This window comes from Methylibium sp. Root1272 (assembly GCF_001425905.1).
Taxonomy (GTDB): domain Bacteria; phylum Pseudomonadota; class Gammaproteobacteria; order Burkholderiales; family Burkholderiaceae_C; genus Methylibium.
In genome coordinates, this window is record NZ_LMDY01000001.1 from 39,943 (window position 1) to 54,841 (window position 14,899).

14 protein-coding genes and 1 other RNA gene are annotated in these 14,899 nt (G+C 63.8%); 6 read left to right on the forward strand and 9 right to left on the reverse strand.

Translation table 11 applies throughout. From position 1 onward, the window contains the following. Nucleotides 1-50: 50 nt before the first annotated feature. Both ASC67_RS00195 and ssrA read left to right on the forward strand, forming a co-directional pair. The gene (locus ASC67_RS00195) at nt 51-3,845 is read left to right on the forward strand and encodes a DUF748 domain-containing protein (RefSeq protein ID WP_156466602.1); all 3,795 of its coding nucleotides are present in this window, start codon (nt 51-53) and stop codon (nt 3,843-3,845) included. A 66-nt stretch (nt 3,846-3,911) separates the two neighbouring features. After that, nucleotides 3,912-4,283: a transfer-messenger RNA gene (ssrA, locus tag ASC67_RS20080) on the forward strand. A 124-nt stretch (nt 4,284-4,407) separates the two neighbouring features. Here the strand turns inward: ssrA and ASC67_RS00200 are convergent. The 5 genes from ASC67_RS00200 to ASC67_RS20410 all read right to left on the reverse strand — a co-directional run bounded on the left by ASC67_RS00200 (nt 4,408) and on the right by ASC67_RS20410 (nt 7,075). Then, complete coding sequence (locus ASC67_RS00200; RefSeq protein ID WP_235566175.1) at nt 4,408-5,220, reverse strand: site-specific integrase; 813 nt, start codon at nt 5,218-5,220, stop codon at nt 4,408-4,410. A 54-nt stretch (nt 5,221-5,274) separates the two neighbouring features. Beyond that, nucleotides 5,275-5,613: an Arm DNA-binding domain-containing protein gene (locus ASC67_RS20910; protein WP_235566176.1), complete on the reverse strand. Its 339-nt coding sequence runs from the start codon at nt 5,611-5,613 to the stop codon at nt 5,275-5,277. Continuing rightward, the gene (locus tag ASC67_RS20085; RefSeq protein ID WP_235566177.1) at nt 5,562-5,789 is read right to left on the reverse strand and encodes an excisionase; all 228 of its coding nucleotides are present in this window, start codon (nt 5,787-5,789) and stop codon (nt 5,562-5,564) included. Before ASC67_RS20085 ends, ASC67_RS20910 begins: the two co-directional genes overlap by 52 nt. Before the next feature lie 6 nt (nt 5,790-5,795). Next, nucleotides 5,796-6,392 (reverse strand): hypothetical protein, encoded by a 597-nt coding sequence (locus tag ASC67_RS20405; RefSeq protein WP_156466603.1) that lies wholly within the window; start codon nt 6,390-6,392, stop codon nt 5,796-5,798. A 305-nt stretch (nt 6,393-6,697) separates the two neighbouring features. Beyond that, complete coding sequence (locus ASC67_RS20410; RefSeq protein WP_156466604.1) at nt 6,698-7,075, reverse strand: hypothetical protein; 378 nt, start codon at nt 7,073-7,075, stop codon at nt 6,698-6,700. Nucleotides 7,076-7,277: 202 nt separating this feature from the next. Between ASC67_RS20410 and drt5 the strand changes: the two genes are divergently transcribed. Then, a complete protein-coding gene (drt5, locus tag ASC67_RS20415) occupies nt 7,278-8,759 on the forward strand; it encodes an antiviral reverse transcriptase Drt5 (protein ID WP_156466605.1) in 1,482 nt (493 codons plus the stop codon). Nucleotides 8,760-9,282: 523 nt separating this feature from the next. Here drt5 and ASC67_RS20420 read toward each other — a convergent pair. Then, nucleotides 9,283-9,465: a hypothetical protein gene (locus ASC67_RS20420; protein WP_156466606.1), complete on the reverse strand. Its 183-nt coding sequence runs from the start codon at nt 9,463-9,465 to the stop codon at nt 9,283-9,285. A gap of 174 nt (nt 9,466-9,639) precedes the next feature. Here ASC67_RS20420 and ASC67_RS00210 point away from each other — a divergent pair, with 174 nt between their 5' ends. Beyond that, complete coding sequence (locus ASC67_RS00210) at nt 9,640-10,179, forward strand: class I SAM-dependent methyltransferase (protein WP_056314318.1); 540 nt, start codon at nt 9,640-9,642, stop codon at nt 10,177-10,179. Between the two features lie 18 nt (nt 10,180-10,197). Here the strand turns inward: ASC67_RS00210 and ASC67_RS00215 are convergent, their stop codons facing one another. The 3 genes from ASC67_RS00215 to ASC67_RS00225 all read right to left on the reverse strand — a co-directional run bounded on the left by ASC67_RS00215 (nt 10,198) and on the right by ASC67_RS00225 (nt 14,112). After that, nucleotides 10,198-10,869, reverse strand: coding sequence for a transglutaminase-like cysteine peptidase (locus ASC67_RS00215; protein WP_162245595.1), 672 nt, complete (start codon nt 10,867-10,869; stop codon nt 10,198-10,200). Nucleotides 10,870-11,007: 138 nt separating this feature from the next. Beyond that, nucleotides 11,008-11,514: a hemerythrin domain-containing protein gene (locus tag ASC67_RS00220; protein ID WP_056314320.1), complete on the reverse strand. Its 507-nt coding sequence runs from the start codon at nt 11,512-11,514 to the stop codon at nt 11,008-11,010. A 186-nt stretch (nt 11,515-11,700) separates the two neighbouring features. Continuing rightward, nucleotides 11,701-14,112, reverse strand: a complete 2,412-nt coding sequence (locus ASC67_RS00225) for a catalase (RefSeq protein WP_056314321.1) — start codon at nt 14,110-14,112, stop codon at nt 11,701-11,703. Between the two features lie 209 nt (nt 14,113-14,321). Between ASC67_RS00225 and ASC67_RS00230 the strand changes: the two genes are divergently transcribed. After that, nucleotides 14,322-14,612, forward strand: coding sequence for a hypothetical protein (locus ASC67_RS00230; RefSeq protein WP_056314322.1), 291 nt, complete (start codon nt 14,322-14,324; stop codon nt 14,610-14,612). Nucleotides 14,613-14,768: 156 nt separating this feature from the next. Then, nucleotides 14,769-14,897 carry a hypothetical protein gene (locus ASC67_RS21095; RefSeq protein WP_255353653.1) on the forward strand — a complete coding sequence of 43 codons (129 nt, stop codon included), beginning with the start codon at nt 14,769-14,771 and terminating at the stop codon, nt 14,895-14,897. The last annotated feature ends 2 nt before the right edge of the window (nt 14,898-14,899 follow it).

Here is a 14,899-nt window from a genome sequence, read left to right on the forward strand (position 1 = left end):
GCCCCGCGCGAGCACACTGCCACGGGCCTTTCCGCCCCGTCCTGCCAGCGATGACCTCCAGCGCCCGATTGCCTTTCCTCCTGCGTTCGTGTCAACGCGGCGCCGCGCCGCGCGTCCTGCTGTGGACCGTGGGCGCCGTGGCGGCCCTGGCGCTTGTGTGGACGCTGCTGATCGGCTGGTGGTTGCCGGGCTTCCTGAAGCCGCGCATCGAGGCGGCGGGCAGCGAGGCGCTCGGTGCACCGTTGGTCCTCGACCGCATCGAACTGGCGCCGTGGCGGCTGGAAGCGGTGATCTCCAGCCTCAGGCTCGGGCCAGCCGAGGCGCCCTGGCTGCGCATCGCCGAGCTGAGGGCCGATCTGTCCATCGAGTCGCTGTGGCGGCTCGCGCCGGTGCTCGAGCGCGTGCTGGTGCGCGAGCCTCAGGTCGAGCTGGAGCGGTTGGCACCCGGGCGCTACAACATCACGCCGATGCTCGAGGCGCTGGCGAAACGACCGCCGTCGCCGCCCGACGCCAAGCCGGCGCGCTTCGCGCTGAACAATATCCGCCTCGAAGGCGGACGCATCCACATCGCCGACCGCGTGTCGCGCAGCGAGCACCACGTGGAAGGCCTGCAGATCGGCATCCCGTTCGTCTCGAACCTGCCGTCGCATGTGGAGATCCACGTCGAGCCGCTGCTCGACGCGCAGGTCAACGGCAGCCGCCTGCAGGTGCAGGGCAAGACTCAACCGTTCGCCGAGGGGCGGCGCTCGCACGTCGACGTGAGCTGGCGGCAGCTCGACGTGCCGCGCTGGGTCGAGGCGTTTGCGCCGCTGCTGCCGCAGGCACTGCCGATCGACGTCTCGCGCGGGCAGCTCGACCTGCAGCTCGCGATCGGCTTCGAGCAGCCGCCCGCGCCGGCGGCGCCGCTGCTGCGGATCGAAGGGGGCGCCACGCTGTCCCAGCTCCAGGCGCTCGTGCCGGCGCAGGGCGCGCGGGTCGCGGTGGAACGGCTCGCGGTCGAGGGGCTGGACCTGCGGCCGCTCGAACGCAAGGCCGTCGTCGGCTCGATCCGCCTTCAGGCGCCGCAGCTCGAGGTCGACCTGCCGCGCCTCATGGCCACGGCGCCGGCTCCCGCCGGCAAGGACCGACTGGTGTTGTCCGATGCCGCCCCGGCACGCGCCGCGTCGTCCGCCAGCGCAGCGGCGAGTGCCGCCTCGGCGCCCGCCGCGGCCGGCGATGCCGACGGTTGGCAATGGCGCGTGGACAAGCTCGAGCTGGCCGAAGGCCGCGTGCTGCTGACCGAACCGGCCTGGCCCCAGGGCCAGGCGTTGACTCCCATCACGCTGGCGGTCAGCGGGCTCGACGCCCGCGCCGATGCGCCGCCCGCCACGCTGGCCCTGTCGCTGGCCGACGCGCAGGGCGCCAAGATCCAGGTCGACGGCACACTGTCGGTTGCGACACGCAGCGCCCGGCTGAAGGCCGACGTGGCCGGTTTCAAGCCGACCGCGTGGCTCACGCCCTGGCAGGCCCTGCTTCCGGTGCGCGTGCTGGGGGCCGACGTGGCGCTGCAGGCGCAGGCCGAGGCCGACCCGGCGGGCTGGTCCGTCAGCGAGGGTGCCCTGCAGCTCACGGGACTGGACTTGCAGCCGGTCGGCGCCGTGGCGCCTCCGCCGCAAGTTGCGCGCAAGGCGGCCGGCAAACTTGCCAAGCCGGCCACTGCGACGGACCGGCTGCGCCTGTCGCGGCTCGACGTGAGCGGGCTGCAGGTCGGTGCGCGTGCCGCCGAGCCGATCGTGGCCCGCATCGCTGCCGTGAAGCTGGACGGTCTGGACCTCGAGGCGGCGCGCAACGAGCGGGGCGTGATCGGCTGGCAGCCACCACCTGCCGAGAAGGCGGTGCCGGCATCAACGGCCGCGGCGCCCGGGCCATCGGCCCCGCCGCCGCGCTGGCAGGTCAGCGAGCTGAGCTGCAGCAACTGCGCCGTGACCGTCAGCGACCGCAGCGTCAAGCCGGTCGCGGCCTTCGGCATCGCGCGCACCGATCTCAAGCTGCGCCAGCTCGACAGCGACCTGAGCAAGCCGCTGAGCTTCGAGCTGGCCACCGCCCTGCAGCACGGCGGCCGGCTGCGCGCCAGCGGTACCGCGCAGCCGCAGCCACTGTCGCTGCGCAGCAAGATCGACCTCGAATCGCTCGACCTGCGGGCGCTGCAGCCCTACGTCGAGGCGCGCTTGAACGTCTCCCTCGTGTCGGCCAAGGTGAGCGCGCGGGGTGACTTGCAGGTCGACGGCACGGCGCAGGAAGCCGTCTCGCTGGCGCGCTGGCGCGGACGGCTGGCGCTGAAGGAATTGCGTGTGCTCGACCAGATCAACCAGGCCGAGTTCGTGCGCTTCAAGGGGCTGCAACTCGATGGCGCCGATGTGGGGTGGCGGCCTGCCGCGGTCGAAGCCGATCTGGGCAGCGTCTCGCTCGACGACTTCTATGGCCGGGTGATCGTCAATGCCGACGGTCGCATCAACCTGTCCAGGATCGTCAAGCGCCCGGGCGATGCCGCGCCGCGCTCGCTGACCAGCGAGAACGGGGCCGACGCGGCATTGGCGCCTGCGACGCCCGAGCCGGCATCTTCCGCCACGGCTTCGGCCTCCGCGGCATCCGCACCTGCTGGCACCGCTGCGGCCCCAGCCGCGCCCCCGCCCCAAGTGCGCTGGCGCGAGATCCGTCTGGCCGGCGGTACCGTCGACTTCACCGACAACTTCATCCGCCCCAACTACTCGGCCAAGCTCACCGACATCGCGGGCGAGGTGTCGGCGCTGGCCTGGAACAACCCGCAGCCGGCCAGCGTGAAGATCTCCGGCAAGGTCGACGGCGCGGCGCCATTGGAGATCAGCGGCACCATGCACCCGCTGGGCCCGCGCCTGGCGACCGACATCACGGCCAGCGCGCGCGGCATCGACATCACCCGTCTCACGGCCTACTCCGGCCGCTACGCCGGCTATGGCATCGAGAAGGGCACCCTGTCGGTCAAGGTCCGCTACAAGATCGAGAACGGCAAGCTGGAGGCCGAGAACAATGTCTATCTCGACCAGCTCACCTTCGGCGACAAGATCGACAGCCCCGACGCGCTGAAACTGCCCGTGCTGCTGGCCGTGTCGCTGCTGAAGGACCGCAATGGCGTGATCGACATCGACCTGCCGATCAGCGGCAGCCTCGACGATCCGCAGTTCTCGGTCGGCCGCATCATCGTGCGTGTGATCGTCAACCTGATCACCAAGGCCATCACCGCGCCGTTCTCGCTGCTCGCCAGCGCTTTCGGTGGCGGCGGGCAGGAACTGGGTTTCGTGGAGTTCGCGCCCGGCTCCACCGAACTCAGTGACGCCAGCCGTCAGCGCCTGGACACGCTGGCCAAGGCACTGACCGACCGGCCCGCCCTCAAACTCGAGGCCACCGGCCGCGCCGACGCGGCCGTCGACGAGCCGGCGCTTCGTGTCCAGTACCTCGATAGCCTGGTGCGCGCCGCCAAGGCCCAGTCCACCGGCGAGCTGGCCGAGAGCGTGAAGATCGAGCCCGCCGAGCGAGCCCGTTGGCTCGAGGCTGCCTACAAGGCCGCCGACCTGAAGACCAAACCCCGCAACGTCATCGGCCTGGCCAAGAGCTTGCCGCCGGCCGAGATGGAGGCCCTGCTGCTGGCCAGCGCGCCGTCCGGCGAGCCGGCCCTGAAGACCCTGGCCGACCAGCGCGGCGACCGCGTCAAGGCCTACCTGACGGCGAAGGTGCCGCCGGAGCGAGTGCTGCTGACGGCATCCAAGCTGGGCGCGGAGGGGATCGACGACAAGGGGTCCACCACCCGCGTGGCCTTCGCCCTGAAATGACGCCGGCAGGGTCTGCACGATGCCCTTGAATCAGCTGGCGGACCCACCACCTACAATGCACACACAGGGGCCGACCTGGTTTCGACGTGGGTGCGGAATTGGAGTGGTGCATGCCGAGCATCAGTGAGCTCGTAAATCCAGCTGAAACAAACCAACTGCGAACGACGAACGTTTCGCCCTCGCCGCTTAAACACCGGTGAGCGTCTCAACGGCAGGCCGATGGGCCGGGCCCAAGCCGCAAGGTGGAAGGCTGAGACGTCATGCACATCGGCTGGTTGCTCGTCGGGTCACTCGGCGTTCAACGAGACTCAGTGACTGGCGTTGTCCGTAGCGTGCTTCTGCGCGACGGCAACGTGAGACCCAAATCAGACAGCTAAGCATGTAGATCTACCCGAGGATGGCTTGCGGACGGGGGTTCGATTCCCCCCGGCTCCACCAAATTGAACGGCCCGTGCCAGTGAAAGACCACTGGGACGGGCTTCTTCTTTTGGGCTCAAAACAGCCTTGATTGGCGTCCGATTCGCACGTGAGTCGCACGCAGATTCGCACGTGAGCCTGGCGCTCAGACCTGCCCTTCGATGGCGATTCGCAGCCTTGCGGCCTGTGGTCGCTGGTAGTCCTGGCTGATGAACTTGCCGTAGACCCTGAACACGAGCTGCACGTCCACGTGCCCGAGTTGCTGGGCGACGTACCAAGGGTTTGCGCCGGCCGTGAGGAGGGCGCTGGCGAAGGTGTGGCGCACTTGGTAGGGGTTGCGGTACCGGACGCCTGACCGTGTGCACAGCGGCTCCCAGAGGGTCTTGCGGATCTGGGCGTCGGTTTCCCATGCGGCGCTGGTGCGCGGGTTGTTCCAGACGTGCTCGCCGGCCAGGAAGGTGGCTGACTTCTGGGCGATCAGCGCGGCAATGGCTTCGTCGTTGAGTTCCACGTCCCGGATACCTGCGGCCGTCTTCGGGCCCTTCTCGGTCTTGGCGACCAGGTTGCGGTCGATCCGGGCTTTGCGGCCGACCCAATCTATCTTTGCCCACCGCAAGGCCATGAGTTCGCCAGGTCGAAGGCCAGTGTTGAACCAGAACTGCAGCATGGGCCGCTCGTCGGCGCGGGCGTGTTCCAACAAGGTCGCTCGTTCCTTGGAGGCGAAGGGGTCGACCTCGTAGTCGCTGGCCTTCGTGGTCTGGCGCAGCAGCTTGCCGAGCGCGATGCGGTCGAAGGGGTTGTAGTCGATCAGCTCGTCGTTCAGCGCGTCCTCGAAGACGCTGCGCAGCGGTGTGAGCAGGTTGCGGGCTCGCTTGGGTGTGACGCCCAGGGCGCTGATCCAGTCGCGGAGCTTGCTGGGTGTGACCTGGCCGAGCGGCAGCTCGTCCCAGAACTTCATGCGCTGGCTGTTGATGGCCTTGCGGTAGCCGTCGAGCGTGCTGGGGCTGAGCGCTCAGTTCGCATGCTGGCGCTCGTAGAGGTCGAGTTGCTTGTCGAGCAGGGTGCGCATGGCAACGCGCCGGCCGCCCTCGAGCTGCTTGGCCCGCTCGCTGTGCGGGAAGTAGTCTGGATAGTGAAACGTGCCCTCTGCGATCTTGCGAAGGATTTCGGCACGTAGACCGCCCGCGTAGTGCAGGGCGGTTTGAGTGATCGAACCAGGCGGCAGCAGCTCGCGGCACTCGGTGCGGCGGAAGCTGAACGCGATCTGGATGCGCTCTTCGGTCTTGAACTTTCTGATGCTTACGCCGCGCGGATAGACGAGCTCGCGCGCGGGTCTTGGCCTTCCACCCATTTGTTCACCTCTTCAAGGTTGACCCAGAGATTGCCGTCGGGGCCGAGTCGGCAATGCTGGCCGTCGGTCCACTGGCGCTTGCGGCGGCGTGCGTGTACGGCATCGGCCGTGTCGCCGCTCAGCTCACAGTACTTGGCGAGCCGGATCCAGTGCAGGGGGGAGAGGTAGGCGCTCATGGTTGTTCACACCGCGAATCCGCCGAGGAGGCTGTAGGGGCCTGCGATGTCCCGAAGTGCCTGTGGGTGTGTGAATAGCCGAGTTGCGATAACGCGGGCTCCAACGAGGGACACCCGCCAGGGCGACGGCACGCAAACCCCCGTTCCCCGTTCAACCAGGCCAACACCTTTGACACGCACAAAGCTACTTTCAACTCCGGCAAGAGACTTGAGCCATGTGGGCAGGTTGAACCAGCGTCGAATCGGCTTGGCAAAGTCGTCGTGTCCTCCAGAGCCGTGGAGTCTGCATCCCTTGGGAAGAGACGCCTGACCGTCGAACTTGCTGACGTACTTGCAGAGGTATCCGACGGCGTTGCGCGCCCACTCGATACGGGTGTGTCCATGCGGCCACCAACCTTGCTTGTCTGGTTTGGGAAGGGTGAGACCACGCGGCAGCCAGAGGAGCACGTGGTAGTGGAGGGCTCCGCGCCGTTGCAGCTCGGCCACCCACACGTAGCGCATGCGGTGGCCCTTGCGCTTCATCCATTGGCGGATGTGCTTGAGCAGGGCGGAGATATGGCCTGGCCGGAAACCGTCAACGTCCCGGTAGGTGAGGGTGAGCATCGCGGGCTTGAACTGCCGCGTGCCGAGGCCGAAAGCGAAGAGGCGGGCCGCTGTGGTGACTGAACGTCGAAGACGTTTCAGACGAGCCTGGACCTGATCGATCTCGACTGAGTCGTCGGGGTGCGGCGTGTCACTTGTTTTAAGAGTGACAAGCCCAGGGCCTGCGGCCCGATCCGCTGCGCCTGCCGGCGCAGCAGCCTCGTGCCGAGGCCCACGGCCGAAAACCGAAGATGAGAGGTGATTCATGTTCCCTCAATCGTAGAGGGAACATAATTATCCTGTCAAGGCACTTCAGGTGCCTCTATCTAGATCTGACGCTTGTCGAGCTCCAGCGGGGACTTCTCGTCACCGGAGACGAGCTTCCAGAAGTTCGAGACGGCCTTGATGATCTTGTAGGCGTTGGTGCGTTCAGCATCCGGGCCGAACTCATCGAAGACCTCGGAGAGCTTGATGCCGAGGATCTCTTCGTACTTGCGGATCGTCTTCTTGCTGTGTACCAGGTAGAGCACCTTCCAGCCGAGGTGATGGGCGAGCAAGTACATGCCAAGCGCCGACTCGACCTCATCAATCCCGTACTGACCGGACGGCAACGACCGCACAACGTTATCAATGAATGCATAGCGCTCGTGCGCTTGGGCGGGTGTGGCGAGCGGGGTCTTCCACGCTTTGTGCTTGGTGGCCATCCGGCGAGGATAGCAGGGGAGGGAATTTCATCAACCCTTCGACAACCGAGCGTGGGTTGCCCACCGCGTCGGTCGTGCGTTCGTCGCGAGCGACGCCCGTCCGACGCCGTGGACAACCCGCAAGCACTCCAGTAATCGACAGAGAAATACCATTACATTCGGAGCAACTGTTTTATTTGAGTCGCTTACGCGGGATCACAGCATGAGCACAGAAAAATTCTTCATTGGTGATTTTCCATCGACCCTTTACCCGCTTCAGACCAATTTATTGATGGTGTCAAAGCACGGCAAAGAAATTGCTGAATATATAAATAATAAAATTCTCTCGGATAAGCCTGAACATGCAGGGAATTGCTTTCTGCCGCAGCAGCGTGTATACGCGCCAAAGCCTCGAAATCATCTCCGCCGTACAGTTTGTTTGGATCCTATTGCGTCATATTTCTTGTACGACATAATATACAGAAATAGAGCATCTTTCAGAAAGCCTGTCAGTGATGCACGGAAGTGTTATGGGTATCGATTTGATGCAGGTGAGCCGATTCTTGTTCGGCATGCATATAAGGATTTTTGCGACGACATTGAATCCTACTATATGTTGTATGCGAATTCCCTAAAATTCGATATCGCCTCGTACTTTAATTCAATCTATCACCATGATCTCGTTAATTGGTTTGCGTCCCTTAAAAATTCCTCCTCCACAGATATTGTTAATTTTGGTCGGTTTTTTAGAGAGATTAATGCTGGAAGATCAATCGATTTTTTGCCGCACGGCATTTACCCGGCAAAGATGATCGGCAGTGAGTTTCTGAAGTTCATTGATCTTTCAAAGCAGATTAAATCTAGCCAAGTGTGTCGGTTCATGGATGATTTCTTTTTGTTTGATAATAACGAATCAATAATCCGAACTGATTTTCTTCGGATCCAAGAGCTTCTTGGGGCGAAGGGGCTCAATATAAATCCTAGCAAAACAGATGTTGGGGCTGGAAGTGCTGGGGTTAATGGCGAAATAACTGAAATTCAAGCTGAAATAATAGCTTTGATTGGAGGGGATGAAATTCCGGCCTTGCCTTCAACTGTTGATGTAGATAACGCGCAGAATGGTTTGGGTTTAAGCGATGATCAGGCGGATAAGTTGTTGACTTTGCTGACAAATGATAAGGCTGAGGAAGCGGACGTCGAGAGAATTTTGTCGCTTCTGAAGGATCATGCTGATTCAATAGTTGGAGTATTTGGTCAGCTTGTTAGTAAGTTTCCTGGTGTTGTGAAACATCTTAGTTGGTTCAGTGGCGCAATTAAAAATAAAGAGGATTTGTCCACTGAGGTGTACAAGCTTGCCTCTGGTGCTGCAAACTTAATTGAATATCAGATATTCTGGTTGGCTGTTATATGCGAGGATCATTTAAAGGGTACAAAAGACTATTCAAATGCGGTATTGGCATTGTATGGTCGATCGTGCGATTACCCGATAGCAAGGGCAAAGATTTTGGAAATGCCTGATCAATGGTACGGCTTGAAGGAAATAAGGGATGAGTATTTGAAAACGGGTGCGTCGCATTGGTTGTCGTGGGCATCTGCAATGGGTACTCGAACGCTAAAATTGGCTGAACGTAAATACGTCCTGGATTATTTTTCCAAAGGATCTCCAGTGAATCATTTGGTTGCTAGTTGCGTAACCTCGTTGTAATAGTGAAATTTGACTGCGGAATTGACAAGTCGCGTCCTTCGTGTACTTTTCTGTGGTCGTGCGTTCGCACGTCAGTCGCACGTGCTTGGCTCAGTACACATTGACACGAGAGCGATCGGGGGTTCGATTCCCCCGGCTCCACCAAATTGAACGGCCCGTGCCAGTGAAAGACCACTGGGACGGGCTTCTTCTTTTGGGCTCGAAACGGCCTTGATTGGCGTCGGTTTCCCATGCGAAGCCGGTGCGCGGGTCGTTCCAGGCGTGCTCGCCGGAAAGGAAGGTGGCTGACTTCCGGCCAAGCAGCGCGGCAAGGGCTTCGTCGTTGAGTTCGGCGCTTCGAGAAATCGAGGGCGCAGGCCTTTCGCCTAATCCAAGATCAAGTACACGCCCACCAGGGCCACTGCAACCGAGGCCACCAGGTCGATCATCTTGCGTCGGGCAGAACGATCGCCCGGGCCATGCACCGTATGAGGAGGCGCTGCACGACGGTCGGTGGCAGGAGCGCGACCCCGCGGCTCGGTTTTCATCGCATCTGCCTTGGCTGCAAACTCACGGCGGCGTGGCTGCGACAGACGATCGCACCGATCAACGCGACCACCGTCCCGATATCGTTTCCGGCGCCGTAGCGCCACAACACCCCCACGACGAAGAGAAGTGCTCCGTAGCGAGTCAGCATTCGTGGCGAGCCGGTCGGTTGATGCAGCATGCGGCGACTTTCAGGTGTTCTTCACCCGACAGTGCATCCAGAAAATTAGCGCTGCATTAAGGAGGTTCGGGTTCGTCGCCTTGCCGCGTCATCAGGTTCGAAATGCCATGGACGGCTCGTTTCCGATGCATCCAGATGGGAGGATCGAGATTGCCCTGAGGCCGGACCGATCCAATGCCGCGAAGAACCGAAGACTGCCTGACATGGGTGCAGCGGTACGTGTACGTTCAGCGCCGGGACCGCGTACTGGAGATCGGCTGCGGGCCAGGCAAGCTGGCTTCGATGATCATGCCCAGGCTCAGAGAAGGCTCGTACACCGGCATCGATCCCTCTGCCCAAGCCATAGCGGCCGCCGTTCGCAGCAACCAGGCAGACATCGCGACGGGACGTATGGTGTTTCATGCCGTCGACCTCGCGAACGCGCCGCTGGCGGCTGCCAGCTTCGACAAGGTCATTGCCGTGAACGTCGACCCGCTTTGGATGGGAGCGGGCCCCGAGTTGGGCATCGTTCGGTCCCTGATGGCCCCGGCGGCCGTGCTGTACTTGGTGTTCCAGCTTGCCCCAACGGATGATTCGGCCGGTCTCGTCTCGCGGCTGATGCCTCGCCTTCATGCGAATCGTTTGAGCATCAGCGCCATCTGCTCGCGGCAGACGGTGCCGACGCCAACGCTGTGCGTCGAGATACGCGGCGCGGACGATGAGGTGACGCTATGACGGCCCACGGGACCGGCGTCAATGCAACTGCTGCCTGGTGCGCGCCAGCGTCGTGCGCCACGGTCGGATCCCGCTCCGGCCTGGCGAGATCGGCGCCGCATCGACCCGCTGCCAGACGGCCGATTGGTCGAAGCTGAAGACCGGTTGGAGGTCATCGCGGCGTGACAGCGCCAAGAGCAGCGGGGTGATGCAGTCCATCACCAGCGGATCGACGAGCGGCCACCCGGCAAGCACCACGAGATGCGGCACCGTCGCCGCAAGGAGGTCCAGCCGACGTTGGCGCGCATACAGCAGCCGAACGCCATGCCTGGGGCTGCCGCTCGCCAGGAGCAGGAAGAACTTGGTGATCGCGAAGTCTTCGCAGTCACCCGTGCCGCGGGCCAGGGTTTCGCAGGGAGTCGACCACACGTCGGCGCCGGGCGCCGACTCCGGATCTGCCGCGTACTCGATCCGTTGATTGATCTCGACATTGACGAAGGCGATGCGCCGGTCGAAATCCAGCGCGTGTGCCGCAACCGCCAAGGCGTCGAATTCGTGCCTCGCCTGTCTCAAGTCGCCGTCCAGGGGCTGGGCGATGCTGTGGAAGGTGGATGCGCACAGACATGTTGCCGTGCAATGTCTGACGAACTCGCGCCGATCGCAGCGGCAGGCGCCGGGCTCGCCGGCAGACGGAACAAGCGAGGCATCCACGCGGCCCTCCCAGTCTCCGACGCGTCGAGTTCCGGGCGGGACCGCCAAGACGCGCGCATCGGGAGCCGCCAGTGTCTGCTTCTCGGATCGGCGCGTCTCCTGTCATACCTTGCTAGGTTCAAACCCGCACTCGCCGCCTCAGCTGGCGGCCATGAGATCGTCCTTGCGCTGCTGGAGCTGCGCGCCGATCTCCTTGATGTCGATGCGGCGTCGCGTCTTCGGGAACAGCTCCTTCTCTTCCTCCGTCGCATGGTGGTCGATGTACTCGCCCAGCACCTTCACCTTGGCGTCGAAGAGCTGGGCGTCGGCAGACATCGCCTCGATCTGCGCGATCAGCTCCTTGCAACTGGCGTGCTCGACCGCGGCTTCATCGATCAGATCCTCGTCGTCCAGAGCCTCGCGGGCGGCCGGGTAGAAGATCTCTTCCTCGATCTGCGCGTGAACGGTGAGCATCTGGCAGATCTTCGCCGCGAGCTGTTCGCGTTGCGTCGCGGGAGCGCTGGCCTTGGCCAGCTTGTCGTATTCCTTGAACAGTTTCTTCACTTCCTTGTGGTCTTCGGTGAGCAAGGCGATCGCGTCGGGCGCGGCGTCGGACTTGCGTGCGGCGCGAGTGGCCGTCGAAGTGTGGGTGCTGGCTGAAGTCATGCTGGCGTCCTTGGGTAGTGCACTGTCGTGCGTGGGGGGAGTGGGTGAGACTAGGCGCCACCGGGCTCATTGCAACCGCGCCCAGCGCGAACGCAAGCTCTTCCTACCGATCGACGAGTGGGCGTCCTACGCCCCGTTCCACATCGACGAGCCGACGCCGCGACAGACATGTCAAAAGACATGCATTCAGACGAGCGGCGGGTCGACTTCGCGCTCGAAGGCGCGGTGCGATGCCAGTGCCGCCATGAAGGCCTTGGCATCCACCGCAATGCCCGGGTCGTCGCTGCCGTCGGGCAGCGTGGCCGGTAGCTCGATGGCATCGGCCAGGGCGCTCGGGTCGCCCATCAGGAAGATGGGCTTGCAATGTCGGAACTGGTCCTTCAGGAAATCCTTCGCATGCCCCAGCGTCGCCAGAACGTCGTCGTGGCCCGGCACCACCACGGCATCCCAGAGCACCGACGGCGCGGTCTCGAAGCTCACTTCCACATCCACGCTCGAGCCGGATGCCCCCTCGATCCTGCCGAGCTTGGGTCCCACGTATCGCGGCAGGGCGCCGGCTGCAACGAGCTGCGCATGCAGATCGACCAGCGCCTGCAGGTCGACATCGGCAGCGACCAGCAAGGCCACGCGCCGGGTCTTGACGCCGGCCTCACCCGGTCGCGCAAACATCGAGAGCGCTTTCGACTGCGTCACCTCGGGCGCGGGCGGCTTGTCCAGCGCGCGTGGTTGGGCCGGCGGCACCGCGATGCCCAGCCCGTCGGCCACGCGCGCCGCCAGTTCGGCATCGACGTTCGCCAGCATGGAGATCACGCGTCGCCGAATGCCGTTGACGCGAACCTTCGTCAGCTCGAACCGGTAGGCGCCCACGATGTGATTCTTTTCCACCGCCGACTGGCTGTTCCAGAACAGCGTGGCCTGCGTGTAGTGGTCGGCAAATTTCTCCGGCTTGCCTCTCACCTTGTCCTCGAAGACCGGTGCCGGAAACGGCACGAAGCCACGGAGTCCTGCCTGGAAGGGGCAACCCCCCGCCAGCGAGTTGGGCTCGTAGGCCACCTTGCCGCGCGGAATCGCCTGGCGGTGCATGCCGTCGCGCTGGTTGTTGTGCACCTGGGCGAGCGAGGCGTTGATGGGCAACTCATGGAAGTTAGGCCCGCCGAGCCGGCTCAGTTGCGTGTCGAGGTAGGAGTGATGGCGGCCTTGCAGCAGCGGATCGTTGCTCGTGTCGATGCCCGGAATCATGTTGCCGGTGCCGAAGGCGACCTGCTCGGTTTCGGCGAAAAAGTTGTCCGGATTGCGGTTCAGCACCATGCGGCCGACGGGTCGCACCGGCACCAGCTCTTCCGGCACCAGCTTGGTCGCGTCGAGCACATCGAAGGAGAAGCGCTCGGCCTCTTCTTCGGTGAACACCTGCAGTCCGAGCTCCCATTCCGGATAGGCGCCCCCTTCGATGGCCTCCCACAGGTCTCGGCGGTGGAAGTCCGAGTCGGCGCCGTTGATCTTGACCGCCTCGTCCCACAGCACCGCGTGCGTTCCCGCGATCGGCGTCCAGTGGAACTTCACGAACCGCGACTCGCCTTTATCGTTGACGAGCCGGAAGGTGTGCACGCCGAAGCCTTGCATCATCCGATAGCTGCGAGGGATGGCGCGGTCCGACATCAGCCACATCAGCATGTGCGTCGACTCGGGCATCAGCGAGACGAAGTCCCAGAACGTGTCGTGCGCACTTGCCGCCTGGGGCATGGCGTTGTTCGGCTCCGGCTTCACGGCGTGGACCAGGTCGGGGAACTTCATCGCGTCCTGGATGAAGAACACCGGCATGTTGTTGCCCACGATGTCCCAGTTGCCGTCTTCGGTGTAGAACTTGACGGCGAATCCGCGGACATCGCGGGCGAGATCGCATGAGCCGCGCTCTCCGGCAACGGTCGAGAACCGCACGAACACCGGCGTGCGCTTGCTGGCTTGGGCAAAAGGCGCGGCGCGCGTGATGGCCTCGAGAGACTGATAGGACTCGAAGTAGCCATGCGCGCCCGATCCGCGGGCATGCACGATGCGCTCGGGAATCCGCTCGTGATCGAAATGGGTAAGCTTCTCGCGAAGGATGAAGTCCTCCAGCAGGACCGGCCCCCGCAACCCTGCCTTGAGCGAGTTCTGGTTGTCCGCGATGGGGATCCCCATGTTCGTGGTCAAGGTCTGGCCACCGGAGTCGACGCGTACGCGGTCCAGCGAATCGTTCGCGGGGTTGGTGCCGTGCAGCGGCGTGCCGTCGCCGACCTTGCCCGAGCTCTGCCCCTCGGTCACGGTGCTGGCCGTGTCGATAGGGTCGTGCGGCTCCTGCGTCGCACCGGTGGGGGGTTCCCGCCCCGCACGAAGGCCATGCTCTGCGGCCTTGTCGGCATTGAATGGGACGGCGCTCGTACCGAGCTCGGCGCCCACCGACTGCGTGGCCAGAAGCTGCGAACTCGCGTCGGGCATGGCGGCGGCGGCGGCCTGATCCGGCGCCATCGTGGACGGCCCGGAGAAGGTCGAGTGAATCGATCCCCAGTTGGATGGAGCCGACGGGCTCCGCGGACGTGCAGCTTTCGCCTTCTTTGTGGCCATGGTGGTTCCTGATGCAGAGTGGCGTGGGGGTTCCCGGAGGAACAATCACTATCGGTTTGGGTCGTGTGCAACGCACGGCATCAACCACGCGTCTGCGTGTAGGACAGCGGTCCGTGAGGCCCCGGTCCTCGCTCGGTGCCGGCCGAGGGTAATCACCCCTCGCATGCGCTAGGCCGGCCTCAGACTTCCCGATCGAGTCAGGAACCTGAATGCCGCTGCAGATCAGAGAGTTCACGGAACGCGCGTTGGAGAAGTTGCTCGACGCCATGGCCGCCGAAGGGCGCGAGCCCGATGGCTGGGAGGCGCAGTCGCTGCTGGCAGCGATCGGTGCGCTGGTCTGCGGCCGGTACGTTCTGGCGACCACCTTCATGGACCAGGTCGTCGGGGTCCGGGACCTCCGCGAAACGGGGTGGCCTCGGTTGGAGACGACCCCCTCGGTCTTGCATCTCCGTGGCGCGCTCGGCCATGTCCGGCTCGTGAAATTCTCAGACCAGAGCTAGCGAGCCCTGCGCGAGGGTGGCCTGCCGCACAGACTCGGCGTCGATGCGCCGACACAGTGCCGAGATGCGGGCCGTGCACTCGGTGCGTCGTTCGTCCCGGCCTTGTCGGATCGAACCCCGCCATATCGCCAACCATCCAGTGAGACAGGGCCGACCATGACCAAGAGCCGACACGGCAACAAGGAAGCGAAGAAGCCGAAGAAGGCGCAGGTGCCGGTCGATCCGACACAGCTGGATGTGTTGCCGCTGGCGGTGGCGCCGGCGGCGCGGCCGAAGAAGAAGTAGTC